Source organism: Methanothermobacter sp. KEPCO 2, from assembly GCF_041228365.1.
GTDB classification, from domain to species: Archaea; Methanobacteriota; Methanobacteria; order Methanobacteriales; family Methanothermobacteraceae; genus Methanothermobacter; species Methanothermobacter marburgensis.
Genome location: NZ_CP166185.1, coordinates 1,616,308 through 1,638,801 on the forward strand (window position 1 = coordinate 1,616,308; position 22,494 = coordinate 1,638,801).

Below are 22,494 nucleotides of genomic sequence, written 5' to 3' on the forward strand. Positions count from 1 at the left end.
TTTATCCTCCTAAGATCTTTTTTTGAAAATTATTGCCACATTTCCTCTTAAATCTATGAGCTTAGAATTTGTTTTTTCAACTATCTCGGTAATATAGCTTTCTTTTTCTGAGGCCACTGTCCTGGCAAATCTTACCTTTATAAGTTCATTTGCCTTTAACTGCCTCCTGACCTCTTCAATGAGACTTTCAGTCACCCCGGCCTTCCCCACGTTTATTGTGAGCGCCGAAAGTGACCGGCTCATCAGTTCCTTTTTTGATGGTGTGAGACTCAATTTTATTTCTCCTTTTCTCCTTTTTTTCCTGAATGTAGGGGAATCTCATGATGTGACCGCACTCATGACACCTAAAATTAACCTTCCCACCGGATATCCTGACGGTGCAGTTTGAACCTGGTTTGAGGAAGCTGTAACACCTCCTGCAGAACCGCCTTCTCCACTCTCTGGGAATTCTTACACGGTACTTCATGGATATGTTTCTTGCAAGTTCGGTGTACCTGTGCGATCTCCCCGGGTTGGCTGCAAATTCACGGTCAGCCATTCTGAAGAGGATGTCTATTCTCTCACGGGCAATCTTCAGCATCCATCCGGGTCTCTTTCCTCTCCTCAAGGTTTAACCTCTCACAACGGAATAGAACATCCCTGATCTTGCACATTAAGATGGTGTTGTAACTTAAGCACAAGAAGAATATTATAAGTGGTTTGTGTTTCCATATTTAAAAAGCTTTTCCATTACTCCAGGAGCCATCCTGAGAAGTCAACCCCACCTGACGGGCACACCCTGGAACCACTTATAATATCCATGATGATCTCTGTAACCGCGCTGGCTGATCTGCCGGTTGTATCAACCTCATGGACCCTATCACCATGGATCTCAACCGCCTCCACCAGGCAGACGTCCAGGGCCTCGGCCTCAAGGTTCTCAGCGATCTTCTCCTCAGGGTAACCCCTTGCCCTAAGGCGCCCCTCAAGGATTCGGGGGTGGAGCCTCAGCACTATCACCCTACTGCAGCAGCCGCAGAGGTGGGAGAGGTGACCCTCAAGGATGGCACCGTCACCCTCAAGTCCCTCAACGTGGCTGCAGAGGGATTCAATGTCCACCTCAAGGTAACCACGGGAGGGGTTCCTTCCAAGGATGAAACCCTCCTCCAGCGCAATTTCACCCACAGAAAGGACTCTGAAACCGGAATCCCTGAGAATTTCAGCCACGGTACTCTTACCAACACCGGGGGTGCCTGTTATGCAGATGGGCCTCATTATTTCAGCTTTTCAATTATCATCTCTGCAACCCTTCGACCTGAGACCAGCATACCCCCGAATATGGGGCCCATACGTGGGGCGCCGTAAACTGCGTTGCTCGCCATACCGGCCACATAGAGGTTGGGGTAGACCTCACGGGTGTTCTCTATGAGGGCTGCCTCACCCACATCGGCCCACATTGACCTCTCACCCTGTATCCTCCCATCAGGTGTGTTGAGTTCAGGGCCTATTTTCCTCTCCACCACCTTCACTATCTCACAGTCATGGCCGGTTGCATCTATAACCGCCCCTGCCCTCACGGTGAGGGGGTCAACGTGGAGTCCGGCCATCTCAACCGAGCTCCAGTTAAGCACAAGACCTGTTATGCCCTCATCACGTATCATGACATCCTCTATGCTCATGAGGTTGAATATCTTGAGTCCTGCCTGGCATGCCCTTGAGCAGAGGGTTGATGTTGCCTCAACAGAGTCTGCAACGTGGTATCCTTCATCATAGGGCCTTGATCTTACACCGAACTCATCCAGGATCTCCTTACCCTCATCCTGGACAACGATCTTGTTGAACATCATACCGCCGCCCCACATACCCCCACCTATGGAGAGCTTTCTCTCAAACAGGGCAACCTTCAGGCCCGCCCTTGCAAGGTAGTAACCTGCTGTAAGTCCGGAGGGTCCCCCTCCACCAATTGCAACATCCATTTCCATGTAGTCCAGGAGTTCCTCCATGTATCCTTCAACAATGGCTCTTGAAATTTTTATATCATCAAGTTTCATCTTCACACCTTCAAATGATATGTGTTTGTGATACACATTTTAATTGTTCCCTAACGGGTGTTCACTTCTTTATGATGATCCTCAGCACATCCTCATCGTTGAGGACATGGTCGATCCCGACCTTCTGGCCGTCAAATTTAACCGAGCTGCCCCAGACCCTGGCGTGTCTGAATTTACGAACAAAGTCTCTGTGGAGTTTCTGACACACGTCACCAACGGTTGAACCCTCTTTAATTATTAGAGGCTCACTGTAGTCTGCCTTCTGTCCCTGTGGCTTCATGTATATCCTTATAAGCCCAAGGCGGTTAAATATTTCCTCCCTGAGCTCATCAATGTTCAGGTTCCTGTCTGCAGATATCAGCAGGGCTTCAGGGAATTTCTGCTTTATATGGTTCAGATAGGATTCATCCACAAGGTCTATCTTGTTTATAACGGTGATGGCCGGTATGTAGGCGCGGTTTGCCTCCATAACATCTATGAACTGGTCAACGGTTATGTCCTCCCTTATGAGCACATCGGCATTGTGGATGCCATACTCATTGAGCACAGAGCGTATGATCCTCTCATCCAGGTGGGTCAGTTCAACTGTTGATGATAGCTTCACCCCACCCAGCTTTCTCCTCTTCACGGTCACATCAGGGGGCGTCTCGTTGGGCCTTATGCCAACATCACGAAGTTCACGTAGAATCACGTCCATGTGGTCCGTGTTGAAGACATCAAGGACTATGACTATGAGGTCAGCGCTCCTTGCAACCGAAAGTATCTCCCTTCCACGGCCCTTACCTCGGGAGGCACCTGTGATTATCCCGGGTATGTCGAAGATCTGTATCTGGGCCCCCCGGTACTCCATCACACCAGGCACTATCTCAAGGGTTGTGAACTGGTACTCCCCAACCTTTGACTCCGCATTGGTGAGTTCGTTGAGGAGGGTGGATTTACCTACAGAGGGAAAACCTATGAGGACAACGGTGGAGTCCCCTGACTTTTTTATATGGAAACCCTTCCCCTTCCCTGAGGACGACCTTCTCTGGAGGGCCTCCTCCTTCAGGCGGGAGATCTTTGCCTTCAGTTTCCCTATATGGTGTGCTGTGGCCTTGTTGTATGGGGTCCTCTGTATCTCCTCTTCTATCTTTTTGATCTTCTCCTCGATATCCATAATACTCACATGAACATTGTTGAAGCGGGGCAAAATCAGTGTAATCATTCAATGTTCTCTAATCCACATTATTAAATATTTTCCCTTATAATTTTATATCATAAGATTCATAATATACCACGGTGATTTTATGAGGGTTGAGGACGTTATGGTTACAGACGTTGACACCATTGACATATCGGCCAGCCTTGAGGATGTTCTCAGAAACTATGTTGAGAACGGCAAGGGGAGCTCGGTTGTTGTCAAGGATGGTGTCAAGGTTGGAATTGTAACCACCTGGGACGTGCTTGAGGCAATTGCCGAGGGGGATGATCTTGGAGAGGTCAAGGTATGGGAGGTCATGGAGAGGGACCTTGTGACAGTCCCGCCAGGGGCAACCCTGAAGGAGGCCGCTGAGAGGATGGTCAAGAACGTTGTCTGGCGCCTCCTGGTTGAGGATGATGACGAGATAATTGGCGTGGTCAGTGCAACAGACATACTCAGGGCCAAGATGGCCAAACGCTACTGAAAAATTAATTTTTTGCATGATTAAATTGATTTTATGCATAAGAACTAGGGCTATGCTGCTGTTTGAATTGATTTTTTCTATTTGCTGATTTTATAGATAAAAAAATAAGTTATGCTGCTGTCCACAGCAGCACACCTGGTTCCTGATGAAGGAACTTAAAGGATGTCTGGTTGAATCCGCCCAGCAGGAACAGTTTCGTGAACACCGCGTCTTCCAGTTCCCTGTTCATTATCACAGTTGTGTACTGGTTTCCGCTTCCGATGACAATGAGGCTGAGCTGGGCGTTGCTGTCCACAATCTCATTTCTGACAAGGAGGTTACCCTCTATTATTATGAGTTTGTGGGGGTTTATCCTCTGAACGGTCCTGTTGTTACCGATGGCTATCGTTGCATTTGTTGTATTGCCTTTCTTCTCTATGATGGTTCCAACCAGGTTGTCCTCCACCATTGTGTTGACGGTCTGGATCACGGTTGTGTTGTTCACAATTTGCGGTTTTGAGCTTCCCATTGATGGATAGTAGCCGTACCTTGACCCTGTTTTCTTCTTGAAGTCCCAGGTTCCGAAGTATGTCCACCATGGTGCCTTTCCGAGCATGTCAGAGCTGAGTACAAGCACGAAGGGCTTTGGTTTTGATGGGTGTGAGTATCTGAGTACACTGTCAGCCTCCTTCTCTGTGAGGCCGTAGCGTCCCGTCATAACTGCCCTGGCATCATCCCTTGAAAGTCCCAGGGTGGATGTGAGTATCTCGGCGGTTTTACCACTGTCGTTTGTGTAGTTGTCGAGGGTTTCATAGGCAAGGTCCCCGCTGGATGATAGCATTGTGAGTATGCCCCTTGAGAGTGTCTCGTTACTGGTTGTCAGGGCCTTACCGATCCAGTAAGCCCTGGGGGTGTTCTGTGAACCACCGTCGAATGTCACGGGCCTGTCGGCTGCAACAGCAAAGAGGTGGCCGAAGTCCCACCAGGACATGACCACGGTGTCCTTGCTGGTGTTCTTCTTGATCCACTCCATTGATTTCCACATCCCATCATCTGTGCCCGGGGCAACAGCTGATGTCAGTGAATGTGCTCCGCTTACAGATGGGGCCACCACTGCCAGGACAACAAGGGCCATCATGACAGGGGCCCTAACCTCTGGCTTTCTGACCAGGTATATGAATCCAGCTGCAATCACCCCTGCAAGGAGTTTAACAGCAACTGAGACACCGAAGGGCATTGCAATGGCGATTGCGGCCACAAAGGCAACCAGTGCAATGGAGGATGTTGTCTTAATATTTTCCCTGAGGTATTCAACCAGGAATCCAGTGAATATCCCTGCTGAGAGTCCCAGGGGTATTGCAAAGGTTGGTATAAACCTTGAACCCTTCGTGACAGCGTATCCACTCATCACCAGCCATACGGCCATTAGGACAGCGTATAGGAGGTACCTGTGCCTCATTTCACTGTTGGAGGCCCTGGTCTTATTCTGCCTTTTAATGAATTTGCTCTTCTTGCCGGCCTTAATCTTTCTGTCAGGTTCCTTAACCTGAACCTCAGGCTGGCGGTACTTCCACAGGAGGGCTGCGACACCGAGTATGCCAAGAAGGAATACCAGAAGGCCACCAACACCACCGACAACTGATCCCTGCCCTGGCATGAACAGGTTCTTTGCCCCGGCCCCTGTGGTTATGAATTCAGGGATCTGCAGCTCTGAAACTGACACATACACATTGGGGTAGGCTGTTGTCTGGGCCGTTGCCTGTATCTGGGTGGTGCTCACAAGACCCGTTACGGCACCAGTCAGGCTGGAAAATCCTCCGAATATGCCTATGAGAATCCCGCCACCTATGAGAAGAACCAGGAGTGGGAATATCTCGCGCTGATGCAGCAGCCAGTCAACCTTACCAGTGAACTCCCTATCTGGTTTCTCACCCAGAACGTACCTTGAGATCACGGAGTAAACTATGATGAAGGCCACCAGAACGGCCAGATAGAATATGTAACCGACCCATGCAGCTGAGAATACAAGTACTGAAACTGCAGCTGCAAGCGCATAGGCTGTTTTCCTTTTCAGGTCCACTGCAAGCATGCTCTCTGTGAAGAACCAGAACACCAGCAGTGGAAGAACGAAGTTGAACATGTCTGTGTCAAAGAAACCGGCGTAGGTGTGGGCAACGTAGGTGGGGACCAGTCCAACCACAAGGGCCGCTGCGATGCCCCCATAGTCATTGGTGATTCTCCTGACGAAGAGGTAGGCAGGGATGACGCAGAGGGAACCTATCAGGGCCCCCATCCAGAAAGCCACCTCCTTGAGGCTGAAGTCTCCAAAGAAGTTGGCCACCCTGTAGGCAGCGGAGGTTATGTAAACTATGAGTGGAGGGTAATCAACGGGTCTTCCTGGTGGGTAGTAGGAGTGGAGGTCGTAGGGTTTGCCATCGACAAGGGTATCCCCCATTATACCCCTGGTGAGGTAATTCATTGTGAGCCTGTAGTTGTAGTAGGAGTCCATCTCACTGAAGTATGGCAGTCCATCTGAGTCCTTATAGAAGTCCTTTGCATCAGCAGGGACCCCTCCAATGTTACTGGCCTCGGCCCTTATATAGAATACGGCTGAGAACAGCAGTATAATTATTATGAAGGGCTTCAATTTTTCAAGCAAATTTCTGATATCCATTTAACCGCCTCTTTACCTTAACTTGGTAATAAATTCAGGAATTTATGGATGATGTATACTCTTTAGTTCAGTAAATACTTATAAACTTTGATCTGTCTACAGGCTGAGGCAGTGTCCTGGTGAAAATGTACCCCCATCATGCAGCTGGAACATCGTCAACCGAGCAGGTGAATCGACACTTGGGGAATCCCTTGCAGCCCACGAACTCACCGTAACGCCCTGAACGTTTTATAAGATCGGATCCACACTCAGGACACTTACCAACGATTTCTTCACCTTTGGATTCCTTCTTCCCACATGATGGGTCAAGGCAGGCCCTCTGACGTGGCCTGCCATAGGATATCATTGGAAGGCCGCATTTTTCGCAGCGACTTTTAAGTACACTGGCCCCCCGTGGAAGTGAATAGACGGTTCTGCAATCAGGGTAGCCTGAACACCCCACAAAGGTGCTTTTGTTTCTGGGGGAATATTTTATGACAAGATTCCTGCCACATTCAGGGCATTCACCCACAACCCTGCTGTCCTGATATGCTTTATAGAGGTCCCTGCCTATGTCCTTCATGTTCCTCTCAATATCACTGAGTATGGATTTAACCTCCTCTATGGCCTCATCCACCACCCTGTCGCGGCTTATCTTCCCCTCCATGATCTCCTCGAGCTCCCTCTCAAACTGCCTTGTGAGTTCTTCACTGGTTATCTTCTCACAGTACTTTGTGAGGGTGTCAATTATGTTCTCACCCAGGGGGCTCACACGTATCTTCTTACCCTCAATGTACTTCCTGTCATAGAGTTTGGCTATTATATCGGCACGGGTTGACTTGGTTCCAAGGCCCCTCTTCTCCAGTTCCCTTATGAGTGAGGCTTCATTGTATCTGGCTGGAGGTTTTGTCTCTTTCTCCAGGGCGGATACCCCCACAACGCCCATAACATCGCCCTCGGATATATCAGGGAAAACCTCATCTTCAATTCGGGTGTAGGGGTAGCTGTCCATCCATCCCCTCTTGCTCACCCTCTTTCTTGAGAAACTGAACTCCTCCCCTCCTATTTCAAGGTCGACCCTCATTGTCTGTAGAACGGCATCCTCACCGAATACGCTTATGAAACGGTGGACGATGAGTTCATAGATCTTTCTTTCATCACTGGAAAGATCTGATGGGAGAAGACCTGTCGGGTGTATTGCAGGGTGTGCATCATCAACCTTTTTACCCTCGTGGGGTTTGAGGGGTTCACTGAGCCCTTCAATGTGCTCACCGAACCGGGGGTCCTCTGAAAGCCTGTCCAGTATCTTACGGTAACCTATGCTTTCAGGGAGTTTCTGGGATGATGTCCTGGGATAGGAGGTGTAACCCTCGGTGTAGAGGTTCTGTGCGATGGTCTGGGTCTTCTTGGGGCTGAATCCAAATACACGGTATGCCTCTGACTGGAGTGATCCCAGGTCAAAGGGCACAGGCGGTTTCCTTACGGTTTCCCTTACCTTCACACCTCTGACCGAGGCATCGCTGCCACCACACCTCTCAAGGACCTCATCAACTAGGGGGCGCTGGAATATCTTACCCCTTCTGCTCTCTGCCACGATCCCTGATTCCAGTTCTGCCTGGATTATCCAGTAGGGGACCGGTTCGAATTCCCGTATCTCCTTCTCCCTTTCAACGAGTATGGCAAGGGTGGGGGTCTGAACCCTCCCGGCAGATAATTTAATGAAGCGGTTGGTGGCCTCCTTCACGGATTTCATGAGGGACCTTGAGATGTTGACACCGAATATGAAGTCAAGGATGTGCCTTGCAGCGCCACTGTCCACCTGCCCGCAGTCAAGTTCTATGGGGTTCTCATAGGCGTTCCGTATCTCCTCCCGTGTGAGGGTTGAGAACTTCATCCTGACGGTTTTATTGAGCGCATCCCCTCCGCAGCCGTATCTGATGGCGTTGAAACCGATGAGTGTACCCTCTATGTCGTAATCACAGGCATGTATGTAGCGGTCAGCGCCGGCAGCGAACTTTTTTATTACATTGAGGTAATCCTTAACGTAGTTCTTCTTCTTATCAATCTCATGAAGGGGCGCCCATTCAAGGTCAAAGAAGTGCTCTTCTCCGGGTTTACTGGGGCGAAGTGAATAGAGGTGACCAACCGCCGATACGATGGTCACCCTTTTATTGCCTTCATAATATTCCCAGTAGGACACCTTCCTGTACTTCTTTTTCTCTGCATCTGGAAAGAGTGCTCCAGCGATCTTCTCTGAGGACTTGGGCTTCTCACATATTATAACTTCGTGCATCTTACCACTCAGAACCGTCACCTGTAGAATCCATAGAAGTCACTGCAGTAACTGCACATCGGGTACTTACCGTAATGATAATGGCTTGAGTCATCGGCGTTTATGTTGAACTTCTTATGGCATATGAAGCACACTTCTATCTTCTCTTCGTCTGAGGACTTCCCTTCACACATATATGATCCCCTAAACGATCCTGTGCTTCTGAAGAAGAAGGATTTCATCCTTTGTAAGCTTTTTACCCTCTTTGAATTTCTCATATATTTCACGGGCCCTCTCCTTCTCCTCAAGATCCCTTTCACGGGTGGCCCTTCTTTTAACGTTTCTATTTTCTGATCTGAGGGCGTTGATCCTTTCATTTATCCTCTTAATTTTGCCAAGGGTTGACTTGAATTCCTCATGTTTCTCTGAGGCCATCCTGCGGAATTCAAGAAACTTCTCATGGGCTTCATCAGCCTTCTTACGTATCTCGTCTGTCTTTCTGAAGTACTCAAGCATCTCCTCATGATACTTCTGGGCCTCCTCTGAAAGTGAGACCACCTTCTCGTGGTATTCCTCTGACTTCTTCCTGAGTTCAAGGGCCTTCTGTCTGGTCTCCTCATCCTCCTGGATCTTCATGAGCTTCTTACGTAGTTCATTGGCGGTCTTGACCAGTTCATTCTCCTTGTTAATGTCAAGGACCCTTGTTTCTATGATCTTATCTATCCTCCGGATCTCGTTCTCTATCTTTATCCTGTCACGCCCACCGGATGACCACTCAAGCTTCTTTATCTCCTGGTTTATCTCGTCCCTGAGCTTCTTGTTCTCTTCAACCCTGGCATTTATCTCATTACGCCTGTCCCTGAGTTCAACAGCCCTGTTGAGTGTTTCACGAAGTTCGGTGTTGAGTTTATCCCTGAGTTCCTTCATTTCACGGGCCTTTTTATTCAGTTCATCCCTTTCAGATGCCAGGCCTGAGAGCTTTTCCTCGTATTCATTTTTAAGGTCCATTACCTCATCGTAGCCGAGTTTATCCAGCTTATCATCCACCTCAGCTATTTCCTCGATGATGGGCAGTATTTTCCTGAGATCCCTCTCCTCAACCACGGCGTCAGCCTTCTTCCTGAGGGCAGGCTTTGCATTGAATGCTATCCCCAACCTGGCCGCCTGTATCATGGATATGTCGTTGGCGCCATCACCAACAGCAACACATTCGCTGGTGCTTATACCCTCCTTATCGAGGATTTTACAGAGAACATCATACTTTGAGTTTTCCACAAGAGGGCCGCTCACTTCACCGGTCAGCACACCGTCCTCCTCATGGAGCCTGTTGCAGAACAGATAATCAATACCAAGCTTATCTCTGATGGGTTCGGCCACCAGGTCAAAGCTTCCACTTATAACCGCAACACGGTAACCCTTCTCCTTGAGGGCCCTGATGGTCTCCTCGGCACCCTCCATGAGGGGTAATTCCTCTGCAACTGCCTTTATATCCTCAACCGCTGTTCCCTTGAGGAGTTTCACCCTCTCCCTTATGGAGGATTCAAAGTCAACATCACCCTGCATGGCCTTTTCGGTGATCTCCATTACCTCCTCCTCGACTCCAGCAATCTTTCCTATCTCGTCTATGGCTTCCCCATCAATAATGACATTGTCAAGATCGAAAACTACAAGTTTAATCAAAAATATCACCATTAAATCAGATCTAACTCGGCAAGCCTTGCCTTGGTCTTTTCAACTCCAAGCTTAGCGTCCTCAGCACTCTTGGCACCTGTGCACACAACCTTCCCTGAACCGAAGAGCAGCAGGACAACCTTGGGTTCATCCAGCCTGTAAACAAGGCCAGGGAACTGTTCAGGTTCATATTCCGTGTTCTCAAGTCCCAGGGCAACGGCCTCAAGGTTCAGTGGTTTCCCGAGGTTTGCCGAGGCAACAATGTTCTGGATCTTTATCTCAAATTCCTCGGGTATATCAGGGTCCATGGTCCTCATCATATCAACTGTGAGTTTTATGGCCCTCTTGGAATCCTCAATGGATTTTGCACCCGTACATACCAGTTTACCTGATCCAAAGATCAGAGCAGCAGTTTTAGGCTCCTTTAATTTGTATACAAGACCAGGAAACTGTTCCCGGTTAAAATCAACATTTTCAAGGGCTTCAGCAACTGTCTGAAGATCAATGGATTTCCCAAGGGTTGCAGAAGCAACAATATTTTCTATCTTGATATCCACATCTGTCAACTAGATACCTCCCGGTGAAGTTTAAACCTACATATAAATTTAAATGCACCTATATTAATATTGACGTAAAAAACTAGTTATTATAGATAATAACATATTTAATAATTCAGAGGGTGCATTGAAATCATTCATCCCCTTGCGGCTATTCTCTGTAAAATTATTTGTCCCTTTATACCACAATTTAAATAATTTGTTTTTCATAGTGATAGCATATACAGGATCCTTTAGGGCCCTGGGTCCTTGCTGGGGGGATGATGTGGTTATTGATCCGAGAATCTACAAGGAACAGGTTGAGGAACTTGGAGTTGAGGGACTTGAAATAAATCCCTCAAACAGAGAGGAGGCCCTTGAGCTTCTGGAGGAGGTTGAGGGATACATAAAAAACCTTAAGAGGATAAGGTACAATCTCCATATGGACATGAGGATCATCAGAAGGCAGTACCTTGAGAGAATGAGGGACCCTGAGGTGAAGGGAGACCTGCGGAAGAGAAAGAGCATCCTGGATGAAAGGGATGATATCCTCGGTCCATATGAGGGTGTTGACAGGATGATAGATGCCCTCCTTGAAGAACTTGATGAATCGGCACAGTTTTTAAGGGAATATGCCGGCCTTGAGGATACCGGTGTAGCCAGTGATATTGAAGGGTGGTAGAGTTTGATAGAGGTTGAGGTTAAGGCTAAAATTTCCAGCGGGGATGAGGTAAGCGAGCGCATAATATCACTTGGGGGGCGCCATATTTCAGATGAGGAACAGACTGACATATACTTCAATGCCCCCCACAGGGACTTTGCGGAGACGGATGAAGCGCTGAGAATAAGAAAAACAGGCGAAAGGACATTCATAACCTACAAGGGTCCCAAAATAGATGATAGGAGCAAGACCCGGAAGGAACTGGAGGTTGAGGTTGCAGACGCTGAAACAGCAGCAGGGATACTGGAGGCCCTTGGCTTTCGAAGAGTTAGGGAGGTCTTCAAGGAGAGGAGGACCTACTCACTTGATGATTTCACCATATCCATTGACACCGTAAGGGGTCTCGGGACCTACCTTGAAATAGAGAGGGACCTCCCTGATGGCAGTGACTACGGGGATGCCCTCAGCGAGATATTTGATCTTTACAGAAAACTTGGGGTAAGCGGGGGATTTGAGAGAAAATCCTACCTTGAACTTCTTGAGGCTAAAGGTGAATAGGCTTGGGTCAGGCAGAATCCGGGTAATCTGTGCTTCTTGAGCTGAAGATGGTTACACTTCCTGAGCATGGAAGCTGAAAAGCGCTGGACAACCACAGGCAATTAAAAACCAGCACCCGCCGTAACTACCCACCATCTTCAGCAGAAAAACTACAGAATAACCATCACCAGATAAAAGATGCAGGGCCGGAAGACGGCTGTACTCTCAAACCTTTTATACTTAAATATCAAATTTAAATAAATGCTAGAGTCTTCATTTTAATAAATCAGTTAAGGTGGTAATCCCTTGAAATACTTCGTCAGTCCCTTCAATAAGGAAGCTGAATTAGAATTTCCCGATAAGATCACGATTTACGATACAACACTCCGTGACGGGGAACAGACCCCAGGAGTATGCCTCGGAACCGAGGAAAAACTTGAAATAGCCAGAAAACTGGATGAACTTGGCATACACCAGATAGAAAGTGGTTTCCCAGTCGTATCAAAGCAGGAAAAGGTTTCAGTAAAGACAATAGCCAATGAAGGCCTCAACGCGGATATACTGGCCCTGAGCAGGACAAAGAAGGAGGACATAGACGTTGCAATTGACTGTGACGTTGATGGCGTCATAACCTTCATGGCCACATCCGACCTCCACCTCAAACACAAACTCAAACTCACAAGGGAGGAGGCCCTCAACGTGTGCCTTAACTCCATAGAGTATGCAAAGGACCACGGCCTCTTCCTGGCATTCTCAGCAGAGGACGCCACAAGGACTGACCTGGACTTCCTCAAGCAGATATACAGGAAGGCTGAGAGCTACGGGGCAGACAGGGTCCATATAGCAGATACGGTGGGCGCCATAAGCCCCCAGGGAATGGACTACCTTGTAAGGGAACTTCGAAAGGATATAAATGTTGACATAGCGATGCACTGCCACAATGACTTTGGCATGGCACTCTCAAATTCAATAGCAGGGCTCCTGGCAGGTGGAACCGCCGTTTCAACCACAGTTAACGGTATAGGTGAAAGGGCCGGGAACACCTCCCTTGAGGAGCTTATAATGGCCCTGAGGATAATCTATGACATTGACCTTGGATTCAACATCAGCGTCCTCTATGAGCTGTCAAGGCTCGTTGAGAAGCACACCCGCATGAAGGTACCTGAAAACAAGCCCATTGTTGGAAAGAACGTCTTCAGGCACGAGTCAGGTATACATGTGGACGCGGTGATAGAGGAACCCCTCACATATGAGCCGTTCCTACCTGAGATGATAGGACACCAGCGTAAGATAGTCCTGGGCAAACACTCAGGTTGCAGGGCAGTCAAGGCAAAACTTGAGGAGTACGGTATAGAGGTTACAAGGGAGGAACTCTGCCGGATAGTTGAGGAGGTAAAGAAAAACAGGGAGAAGGGGAAATACATTAATGATGAACTCTTCTACAGGATTGTAAGGTCTGTGAGGGGACCTGTTGACTTCTAGGTGGCTGGAATGAACATAAGAGAAGGGATTGAAGGTATTCTCGGATAGTTTTTCAGGTGGTTAAAATGAACATCACAGAGAAGATCCTTGCAGATGCGGCCGGAGTGGCTGAGGTCACACCCGGCGAGATAGTAGAGGCCAGGGTTGACCTTGCAATGACCCACGACGGCACATCACCCCCAACAATCCGCACATTCAGGGAGATAGCCTCAAGGGGAGGTCCCGACAGGGTGTGGGACCCTGAAAGAATAGTCATGGTATTCGACCACAACGTACCACCCAACACAATCGGGGCAGCAGAGTTCCAGAGGGTAACATCTGAATTCGCATCTGAGCAGGGAATAAACAATATCTTCAAAAACGCTGAGGGAATATGCCACCAGGTCCTCCCTGAGAAGGGATTTGTACGCCCAGGAATGGTTATAGTGGGTGCAGACTCACACACCTGCACATACGGGGCATTCGGTGCATTCGCAACTGGAATGGGCGCCACAGACATGGCAATGGTATTTGCCACAGGAAAAACCTGGTTCATGGTACCCGAGGCAATGCGCATCGAGGTTACAGGAAAACTTCAGGGGTTCACCACAGCAAAGGATGTTATACTGAAAATCATAGGGGAAATCGGCGTTGATGGTGCAACATACCGGGCTGTGGAGTTCACTGGAAGCACGGTTGATGAAATGGATGTTGCCGGAAGGATGACCATCTGCAACATGGCAGTTGAAATGGGGGCCAAAAACGGTATAATGGAGCCCAGCAGGAAGATAATCCAGTATGTAAAGTCCAGGACGGGGAGAGACTTCCGGGTTTACCGTTCAGATAGGGACAGCCAGTACGTGGAGGAACACCACTTCGATGTCTCTGACCTCGAACCACAGGTTGCCTGTCCGGACGACGTGGATAACGTGGCACCTGTTTACAGGGTTGAGGGAACCCACATAGACGAGGCATTCCTTGGTTCATGCACAAACGGCCGCTACGAGGACCTTAAAATGGCAGCAGATGTCCTTGGGGATAGAAGGGTCCATGATGATGTGAGGTTCATAGTTTCACCCGCCTCAAGGGAGATCTACCTCAGGGCACTGGAGGATGGAATAATAGAGACCTTCCTAAGGGCAGGGGCCATAGTCTGCAACCCAGGTTGCGGGCCATGTCTCGGGGCCCACATGGGTGTCCTGGCTCCAGGAGAGGTTAGCATAGCCACAACCAACAGGAACTTCAGGGGAAGGATGGGGGATCCATCATCAAAGGTCTACCTGGCCAACCCTGCGGTCGTGGCTGAATCGGCAATTAAAGGGGTGATCAGTGCACCCGAATAAAAAATACGATGAATTCGTAAAGGGATATGATTCCATCACATGTGATCAGCGCATCTGGAATGGAAAATAATGGGAAGACCCGCATTATGGGGGAGGCAGGAAATGGATGTCAATGTCTTGGAGGAGATTGAACGCATCGAGAGGATAATGGGGAGGCTCTCAAACACCCAGAAGATACTGCTATCAACGGATGGATCGGTAACAAGGATACTTGACGTGCTGAGGGGAACAGTAACCATAAGGACCATGAAACAGGAATTCATACCATCAACTCCAGAAATCGCAGATAAACTCAGAATATCCCCCGGGGAAATGGTCAATCACCGGGTGGTTGTAATAGGGAATAATGAACCACTAATACACGCAGTATCATACATACCACTATCAAGGCTTGATGATGGATTCAGAGAGGACCTCATAAGGGCGGATATACCCATAGGAAGGATCTTGAAGAAGCACGGTATAGAATCCCGCAGGGAGATAGAGATCCTTGACATAGAAAGCCCCGGCAGAGAACTCAGGGAAATATTCAGAACAGACTCCCCCATGCTCACAAGGACCTACAACATAATCCATCAGGAAGAGGTGCTCATAAGGATAAAGGAGACCTTCCCATTCGACTGGTTCAGGGAAGAATTCCGGTAACGGTGTTTTCATGGGAGTTAAATTAAAGGATATAATATCGGCAGAGAAGATAAGGCTTGATGATCTCAGGGGGCGCACAGTTGCAGTTGATGCAGCCAACAGCATATACCAGTTCCTCTCAAGCATAAGACAGAGGGATGGAACACCCCTCATGGACTCAGAGGGACGTGTTACCTCACATCTCAGCGGCATACTCTACAGGACAGCGGCGGTGATGGAGAGGGATATAAGGGTGGCCTACGTTTTTGATGGGAAATCCCATCGCCTGAAGGGCGAAACAGTGATAAGGAGGATTGAAACCCGGAAGAAGTCTGAAGTGGAATGGAGGAGGGCCCTTGAGGAGGGGGACATTGAGAGGGCAAGGAAGTATGCTGTGAGGTCCTCAAGGATGTCACAGGATATAGTTGAAAGCTCCAAAAGGCTCCTTGAACTCCTAGGGATCCCATACGTCCAGGCACCGGGAGAAGGTGAGGCACAGGCATCATTCATTGTTAGGAGGGGCGATGCATGGGCAGTGGCATCCCAGGACTACGACTGCCTCCTCTTCGGAGCCCCCAGAGTCGTGAGAAACCTCACACTCAGCGGAAAACTGGAGGAACCAGAGATAATTGAACTGGAATCTGCCCTCAGAAATCTTTCAATCACCCATGAACAGCTCGTGGACCTGGCACTCCTCGTTGGCACAGACTTCAATGATGGAATAAAGGGGATAGGTGCCAGGAGGGGACTCAAACTCATAAAGGAAAAGGGTGACGTATTCAGTGTAATTGAGGAGGTGGATGGGGACATCGGAGGCGACCCTGAGGTCCTCAGGGGGATATTCCTTGAACCTGACGTGACCGGGGACTATGAACTGAAATGGAGGAAACCTGATAGGGATGGGGTCATAGACTTCCTATGCGGTGAGCATGGATTCTCAGAGGAAAGGGTGATGGCTGCTCTTAAAAAAATTGAAGGGGCTTCATTCACACAGAAAAGCCTTGAGGACTGGTTCTGAGGATCATGGACTCCACTCCCTCAGATCATCGGCTGATGGTTCATACAGGAATCCCCGTTCCCTGCAGTATTCAATGAGCCTCCGGTAGGAGGGGTGGGATGAGAGGGTGCCGGTATCACCTATTATTATGAGCTTGCGCCTTGCCCGTGTAAGTGAAACATTGAGCCTCCTGAGGTCCCTGAGGAAACCTATGTTACCTTCACTGTTACTTCTGACCATTGAGATAATGATGACCTCCCTCTCACGTCCCTGGAAACCATCCACACTGTTAACCTCAACAGGGGTCATGGAGGATATCAGGTCCACCTGGTCGTCGTAGGGTGTTATTATACCGATCTCCTCTTCTTTCACACCCATCCCCATGAGTGCACCAGCGATTATAACTGCAAGGTCAGCCTCAAGGGGGTTCTGGATTGATGTTGATCCCTTCAGCCTCCTCTCACCCACCCCAACCTTTGAGGTATCAATAAAGAGGACAGGGTCCCTTTCTGCAAGTTTTCTGTGTGGCATGGAGTCAGGAATCTCAGTGGATATAACATCCAGTATTGAGATTTCCTTGAGGGAGGGGTGGGCCCTTATTCTTCCCCCATAGAACTCCCTGTTCGGGAACTCCATTATGGCAGGGTTCATACGGTACTGGCAGTTCAGCATCCATGAATTCTCAGGGTATGACCCTATGAGTTCCTCAAAGAGTGTCACCTCCAGTTCAGATGCGTCAGGGTTCAGTATGGTAGGTGGAAGCTGCCGGTGGTCCCCTGCCAGCACGAACCTTGGTGCGCGTGAGAGCGGTATGAGTATGCTGGGTATTGTGGCCTGGGATGCCTCGTCGACAATTGCAACATCAAACTTCACATTATCTATGTACTCGAGGGCCGCGGAGGAATTGGTTGCAAGGACAACCTGGCTGTTACGGATTATCCTGTCAACGATTTCAACTTCAATCTCCTGCATCTTCCTGTGGAGTTCATCTATCTGCTGGTTGACCTCTATCCAGCGGGCCATGGATATCATCACATTTGGGGATATGCCCCGGGCACCCCTCCTCTTTGTGGCGTTGATCATTATCTGACTGTCTGTGAGCCCCCTGCGCAGCTGGGGGGTGGGTTTATGGTGCCTTTCACGTTCCTCAATGAGCCCGTCAATCCTCTCCTGGTATTCGAGGACCCTCCTGTACTCGGGGTGGTTCTCAAGTTTATATGCAAGTGTCTCCTGCAGGTTTGTCCTGGAGACCCTCTGGGGGTGTCCTAGACGGACACATCTCAGATGACCCGCGATTCCCTCAAGGAGGTTATCAACTGCAGCGTTGCTCTCAGCCGTCACAAGGACACGGTTGCCCCTACTGACCTCCTGCCTTATGAGTTCATGGAGTGTACGGGTCTTCCCTGTACCAAAGGGTCCGTGTATAAGGAAGAAGTCATCTGACCCTAGAGCCCTCATTATGGCCTCCCTCTGGGACCTGTTGAGTTCAGGGTCCACGGGTTCAAATTCAACAATCTGGTGACCAGATGGATTTTCATCGCCCAGCAGAAACCTTAAAACCCTGAACACATTCCTTCCCGCACCCCTGAGGTTATCTATCATCCTCTGGAATGTTATGTCATTGGCGTAGAGGTCCACCCTGACATTCTTCAGGGCCCAGCGGGGGACATTTTCAAGTGCCACCACAATGAAGCGTTTACCCTTCGCCGCCACGGTACCTGTGAGGTCACTTCTGAGGGGGTTACCACGGCTTATCAGGACAAGGTCACCCACTGATATCTGGGTATCTATGGGTTCCCTCCTACCGTATTTCACGAGATGGAATCCAAGTTCACGTCCGGTTACCTTACCGTTAAGGCCATTTATGGCCCTCCCTACCCTTTCACGCTTCTGGGGGGACAGCCTCCTTATCTCATTCATCATGGCGTTTATTTCCGCCTCCCTCTCCATCTCAACAAGTTTAATAAGCCTCTTTATGTATGATTTCACACTGATAGTATCCACCCCGGATTTCACCTAAGGTAATCCAGTACCTCGTTTATTTCATTAAAATGATTTTCCAGCATTCATCTAGAATGGGGGGTATTCCCCAAAGAACTCCCTGGCGTATCTCCTGGCTGTTTCAACCTGCTCAGGGTATTTCCTTCCAAGGCGATCTTCCAGTTCTTTACGGGTCTCTGATGAGGCAACGGTCTTCAGGAAATTCACGTAAACCTCAAGACCATCAGCTTCGTCCCTGGGACTCCTTAGACAGGGCATCTCAATGGTCAGGCAGATATCCTCGCGTTTGAAGAGTTTCTTGCGTATGTGAGGTGATACCGACCCTATTAGAACACCATTCTCCAGTTCTATGAGGGGAGGGACACCATCACGGTTTTTCCTTGAGGGATCCGTTAACCTGCTGTAGCTTTCCTCCCTGTAGCAGTGGGCCTCCAGGTATGTTGATGGCCGGTACTTTTCTATGAGCCCTATTATTTCCATTCCCTGTTGGCTCCTGTAATAATTGGGGTCAAGGGTGCTCAGGTACTCTGTGGGGTTGCAGCTGTATATTATCAGCTTTCCCCTCCTGATGTCATTGAAACCAAGCCTTTTAAGGGCCCTTATAGCTGTGAGGCCCTCCTTTCCATGCACACCACCAACAAAGAGCCTTACAGGACCTCTGCCTTTATCTATCATCCTGAAGAAACCCAAGTTCTTCCTCCTATGTCCCCTCTTCCCAGTTTTCAAGGTACCTTATCTGTTTCTCTGTCAGTTCATCGATCTGGATCCCCATGGCCTCCAGTTTCATCTCCGCAACCCTCATGTCTATCTCATCAGGAGCCCTGTAGACCCCTGGCTCAGGTTTTTCACTGAGGAGGTGTCTCGCTGATAGTGCCTGCATTGCAAAGCTCATGTCCATTATCTCTGCGGGGTGTCCCTGACCCCTCTCTGAGGCAAGGTTCACCAGTCTTCCCTCGGCAAGGAGGTATAATTTGCGCCCATCAGGCATGATGAAGACCTCTATGTCCTCCTTAACCAGCCTTTTCTCCTCTGATAACCTTTCAAGGTCCTCCCTGTTTATTTCAACGTTGAAGTGGCCTGCATTTGCCATCACACAGCCGTCCTTCATGTTCATGAAGTCATCACCTGCAACCACATCAGTGTTTCCTGTTGCAGTTACGAGTATATCTGCATGTTTAACGGCCTCTGAGACCCTCATAACCCTGAATCCATCCATACGGGCCTCGAGTGCCCTTATGGGGTTAACTTCGGTCACTATGACATTCGCGCCAAGACCCTCGGCCCTCAGGGCTATTCCGCGCCCGCACCAACCATAGCCACACACCACAACGGTTTTGCCTGCTATGAGCATGTTGGTGGTCCCCATTATGGAGTCAAATGTTGACTGGCCGGTCCCGTAGCGGTTGTCGAAGAGGTACTTTGTGTAGGCGTCGTTCACGGCCATGACTGGAAATTCGAGGGCACCATCGGCTGCCATGGCCTTTAGTCGGTGTATACCTGTTGTTGTCTCTTCACAAGCACCTATTATTCCATCAAGGAGTTCCCTCCTTTCCCTATGGACGAGGAATATCATGTCTGCCCCGTCGTCGATGAGGATGTCAGGGTCATGGTCCAGGACACGGTGTATGTTTTCATAGTACTCCTCATTGGTTTCGCCGCGCCAGCCGTACATGTTGAGGCCCATTTTTGCTCCAGCGGCGGCTGCATCATCCTGGGTTGATAGTGGGTTGCACCCTGTCATGGCAACCTCTGCACCGCCCGCCAGGAGGGTGAGTCCCAGGTTTATGGTTTTTGGTTCTATATGTAGGCATGAGGCTACTGTGATCCCCTCGAATGGTTTTTCCTCTGAGAAGTCCCTCTTGATCCTTTCAAGTACAGGCATGTGTTCCTGAACCCACTGGATCTTCTTTTTGCCCTGAGGGGCAAGTGAAATGTCTTTAACATTATATGGCATGGTATCACCAGGTTAACTTAATTCATTGACTTTAGATAAATAGTTGGAGTGACCACTTAAAAATAGTTATGAAGAGGCTTTTCTGGTGACTTTCATTATTGGTTTTTCACCTTCTCAATCCACAACAGAAGGATGTTAATGATCCATATGATTTCTTAAATTTTGTTTTTTTTAGATTATAATGATTTAAAAGATTTTGATTGAGTCATGGAAATTCAAATAAACTCTATGAAATCATAAAACAGTCTTAATGATTCCAATAGTCGTATATCACACTAAAAATTATTTTTAAAGATTTTAATCAAATAAAATTATTTTTTCGGGCCATTGAAGTGATATCCTCCAGAAGTTTTTGACCATTTTTCAGCCAGCCTTTTATAATAACCCCATGTTATTTTAAGCTTATTTTATGATTAAAATGTCTAATAATTCATTTTTAACTTTTTATCTCGCTAAAATTCTGAATTTAATTTTTTAAGTTATTTATGATCTTTATTTTTTAATTATAAAGTCCTACAGCAAGTCGTCTGTCAATATAAATGAACTGCATTATCGGGGATCGACAAATTTATAAGTCTGAGAGGAGAAATTTCAGGGTGATACAGGCCAAATAGAGAAAAAATCCGCCCTGTTAAAATCAGACCAAAATGGGATTGAAATCCCCTCCTGAAGAGATACCCCAAACCTGTGCTTCCAGTCGTTAAAATCAGACCAAAATGGGATTGAAATTCAGAAAAAAAAATCGAAAAAATATATATACTATGCTGAGTTAAAATCAGACCAAAATGGGATTGAAATCAGCTTGAACCAGGCGCCTCTCTATGCTTAGTTTCAGTTAAAATCAGACCAAAATGGGATTGAAATCATTTATGGATTAACCGGCCCTCAGAGACCCTGAGTTAAAATCAGACCAAAATGGGATTGAAATCCAATGACCTCAGTAATACTTTAATAATAAAAATTGTTAAAATCAGACCAAAATGGGATTGAAATTCTCACTCAGCGCCTCTCTTATCTCATTCATGTTTACCGTTAAAATCAGACCAAAATGGGATTGAAATTTGCGGGATGATCTTGATAGGTGGACACATATGTTAAAATCAGACCAAAATGGGATTGAAATGCGACAGCATTCTTCATCTTCACAGCGAAGCTGGCCGTTAAAATCAGACCAAAATGGGATTGAAATACGCAACATTCACCGCCTTCAACGCCCCGCTAAGGTTAAAATCAGACCAAAATGGGATTGAAATGCACATTCTGGACCTGCAGGTTACTAGGTAGCTGCGTTAAAATCAGACCAAAATGGGATTGAAATCGCCACATCATCAAAGTAACCTGTAGTGTAACTGTAACGTTAAAATCAGACCAAAATGGGATTGAAATAAAAAACGGGTAATAAATATGGATATGGAAAACGCGTTAAAATCAGACCAAAATGGGATTGAAATCTTTTTGGGAAAATAAACGTTTTAAGACCGTTTTAGTTAAAATCAGACCAAAATGGGATTGAAATATTTAGCTTTTTCATAAAATAAATCAAGAGACATAGTTAAAATCAGACCAAAATGGGATTGAAATACTTCACGGATCACGCGCTTCAACTTCTCAATCTGACTTTCAGTTAAAATCAGACCAAAATGGGATTGAAATGATGAAGATCTGACGGAAGTAAGTCCCGAGAATCCATAAGTTAAAATCAGACCAAAATGGGATTGAAATAATCATCGCAATCATCATCACACTCTATAACCTACTCGTTAAAATCAGACCAAAATGGGATTGAAATGAAAGTCGAGGAGGTCGCATAATGACTGATACTGTTGAGTTAAAATCAGACCAAAATGGGATTGAAATCCTTATTCTTGAAATGTATACAACCGAATCTTTTTCGTTAAAATCAGACCAAAATGGGATTGAAATGAATTTCTTCAGTCACTTTGATGAGCTCGTGGAGGAGTTAAAATCAGACCAAAATGGGATTGAAATCAGATGAACACTTAAAGATGATCTGTGAGGGGGATCGTTAAAATCAGACCAAAATGGGATTGAAATGAAGATCAGCGCTCAAATCATTCCACGAGGAAATGGGTTAAAATCAGACCAAAATG

At 47.7% G+C, this 22,494-nt stretch carries 20 protein-coding genes and 1 CRISPR repeat array (1 of these 21 only partly in view); of the genes, 7 read left to right on the forward strand and 13 right to left on the reverse strand.

From position 1 onward, the window contains the following. Positions 1–9: 9 nt before the first annotated feature. From AB9H23_RS08590 to AB9H23_RS08610, 5 genes are all read right to left on the reverse strand, one after another. Complete coding sequence (locus AB9H23_RS08590) at positions 10–243, reverse strand: YhbY family RNA-binding protein (protein ID WP_300477545.1); 234 nt, start codon at positions 241–243, stop codon at positions 10–12. Beyond that, positions 188–607: a ribonuclease P protein component 4 gene (gene rnp4 / locus AB9H23_RS08595; RefSeq protein WP_370004838.1), complete on the reverse strand. Its 420-nt coding sequence runs from the start codon at positions 605–607 to the stop codon at positions 188–190. The genes AB9H23_RS08590 and rnp4 overlap by 56 nt, the downstream gene beginning before the upstream one ends. Positions 608–729: 122 nt before the next feature. Further along, complete coding sequence (locus tag AB9H23_RS08600) at positions 730–1,254, reverse strand: adenylate kinase family protein (protein WP_370004839.1); 525 nt, start codon at positions 1,252–1,254, stop codon at positions 730–732. After that, on the reverse strand, positions 1,254–2,030 hold the full coding sequence (locus tag AB9H23_RS08605; RefSeq protein WP_370004840.1) for a sulfide-dependent adenosine diphosphate thiazole synthase: 777 nt from the start codon (positions 2,028–2,030) through the stop codon (positions 1,254–1,256). Before AB9H23_RS08605 ends, AB9H23_RS08600 begins: the two co-directional genes overlap by 1 nt. A gap of 61 nt (positions 2,031–2,091) precedes the next feature. Beyond that, on the reverse strand, positions 2,092–3,186 hold the full coding sequence (locus tag AB9H23_RS08610) for an OBG GTPase family GTP-binding protein (protein WP_370004841.1): 1,095 nt from the start codon (positions 3,184–3,186) through the stop codon (positions 2,092–2,094). Positions 3,187–3,316: 130 nt separating this feature from the next. Here AB9H23_RS08610 and AB9H23_RS08615 point away from each other — a divergent pair, with 130 nt between their 5' ends. Continuing rightward, positions 3,317–3,694, forward strand: a complete 378-nt coding sequence (locus AB9H23_RS08615; RefSeq protein ID WP_013295044.1) for a CBS domain-containing protein — start codon at positions 3,317–3,319, stop codon at positions 3,692–3,694. A 109-nt stretch (positions 3,695–3,803) separates the two neighbouring features. Here the strand turns inward: AB9H23_RS08615 and AB9H23_RS08620 are convergent, their stop codons facing one another. The 5 genes from AB9H23_RS08620 to AB9H23_RS08640 all read right to left on the reverse strand — a co-directional run bounded on the left by AB9H23_RS08620 (position 3,804) and on the right by AB9H23_RS08640 (position 10,835). Then, the gene (locus AB9H23_RS08620; protein ID WP_370004842.1) at positions 3,804–6,347 is read right to left on the reverse strand and encodes a dolichyl-diphosphooligosaccharide--protein glycosyltransferase subunit STT3; all 2,544 of its coding nucleotides are present in this window, start codon (positions 6,345–6,347) and stop codon (positions 3,804–3,806) included. Between the two features lie 136 nt (positions 6,348–6,483). Then, positions 6,484–8,619: a DNA topoisomerase I gene (gene topA, locus AB9H23_RS08625; protein WP_370004843.1), complete on the reverse strand. Its 2,136-nt coding sequence runs from the start codon at positions 8,617–8,619 to the stop codon at positions 6,484–6,486. A 17-nt stretch (positions 8,620–8,636) separates the two neighbouring features. Beyond that, the gene (locus AB9H23_RS08630) at positions 8,637–8,792 is read right to left on the reverse strand and encodes a hypothetical protein (protein ID WP_171770388.1); all 156 of its coding nucleotides are present in this window, start codon (positions 8,790–8,792) and stop codon (positions 8,637–8,639) included. 10 nt (positions 8,793–8,802) lie between these two features. Then, positions 8,803–10,278: a phosphoserine phosphatase SerB gene (gene serB, locus AB9H23_RS08635; protein WP_370004844.1), complete on the reverse strand. Its 1,476-nt coding sequence runs from the start codon at positions 10,276–10,278 to the stop codon at positions 8,803–8,805. An 11-nt stretch (positions 10,279–10,289) separates the two neighbouring features. After that, positions 10,290–10,835: a TATA-box-binding protein gene (locus tag AB9H23_RS08640; protein ID WP_013295048.1), complete on the reverse strand. Its 546-nt coding sequence runs from the start codon at positions 10,833–10,835 to the stop codon at positions 10,290–10,292. A gap of 256 nt (positions 10,836–11,091) precedes the next feature. On the opposite strand from AB9H23_RS08640, the gene AB9H23_RS08645 reads away from it, so the two are divergent. From AB9H23_RS08645 to fen, 6 genes are all read left to right on the forward strand, one after another. Next, on the forward strand, positions 11,092–11,487 hold the full coding sequence (locus tag AB9H23_RS08645; RefSeq protein ID WP_370004845.1) for a hypothetical protein: 396 nt from the start codon (positions 11,092–11,094) through the stop codon (positions 11,485–11,487). 3 nt (positions 11,488–11,490) lie between these two features. Further along, positions 11,491–12,024 (forward strand): class IV adenylate cyclase, encoded by a 534-nt coding sequence (gene cyaB / locus AB9H23_RS08650; protein ID WP_370004846.1) that lies wholly within the window; start codon positions 11,491–11,493, stop codon positions 12,022–12,024. A 285-nt stretch (positions 12,025–12,309) separates the two neighbouring features. Then, positions 12,310–13,485 (forward strand): homocitrate synthase family protein, encoded by a 1,176-nt coding sequence (locus tag AB9H23_RS08655; RefSeq protein WP_370004847.1) that lies wholly within the window; start codon positions 12,310–12,312, stop codon positions 13,483–13,485. Positions 13,486–13,550: 65 nt separating this feature from the next. Beyond that, a complete protein-coding gene (hacA, locus tag AB9H23_RS08660) occupies positions 13,551–14,807 on the forward strand; it encodes a homoaconitase large subunit (protein WP_370004848.1) in 1,257 nt (418 codons plus the stop codon). Between the two features lie 102 nt (positions 14,808–14,909). Continuing rightward, positions 14,910–15,452 (forward strand): chorismate pyruvate-lyase family protein, encoded by a 543-nt coding sequence (locus AB9H23_RS08665; protein ID WP_370004849.1) that lies wholly within the window; start codon positions 14,910–14,912, stop codon positions 15,450–15,452. Positions 15,453–15,462: 10 nt separating this feature from the next. After that, positions 15,463–16,449 carry a flap endonuclease-1 gene (fen, locus tag AB9H23_RS08670; protein ID WP_370004850.1) on the forward strand — a complete coding sequence of 329 codons (987 nt, stop codon included), beginning with the start codon at positions 15,463–15,465 and terminating at the stop codon, positions 16,447–16,449. A gap of 3 nt (positions 16,450–16,452) precedes the next feature. Here the strand turns inward: fen and AB9H23_RS08675 are convergent, their stop codons facing one another. The 3 genes from AB9H23_RS08675 to ahcY all read right to left on the reverse strand — a co-directional run bounded on the left by AB9H23_RS08675 (position 16,453) and on the right by ahcY (position 20,383). Continuing rightward, the gene (locus AB9H23_RS08675) at positions 16,453–18,417 is read right to left on the reverse strand and encodes an IGHMBP2 family helicase (RefSeq protein ID WP_370004851.1); all 1,965 of its coding nucleotides are present in this window, start codon (positions 18,415–18,417) and stop codon (positions 16,453–16,455) included. A gap of 81 nt (positions 18,418–18,498) precedes the next feature. After that, positions 18,499–19,104, reverse strand: coding sequence for a DUF2119 domain-containing protein (locus tag AB9H23_RS08680; RefSeq protein WP_370004852.1), 606 nt, complete (start codon positions 19,102–19,104; stop codon positions 18,499–18,501). Between the two features lie 25 nt (positions 19,105–19,129). Then, entirely contained in the window at positions 19,130–20,383 is a 1,254-nt protein-coding gene (gene ahcY / locus AB9H23_RS08685) for an adenosylhomocysteinase (protein ID WP_160323199.1), read from the reverse strand. A 630-nt stretch (positions 20,384–21,013) separates the two neighbouring features. Next, positions 21,014–22,494: direct repeats of the CRISPR family, unit length 30 nt; unit sequence GTTAAAATCAGACCAAAATGGGATTGAAAT; it runs 3,024 nt beyond the window's last position.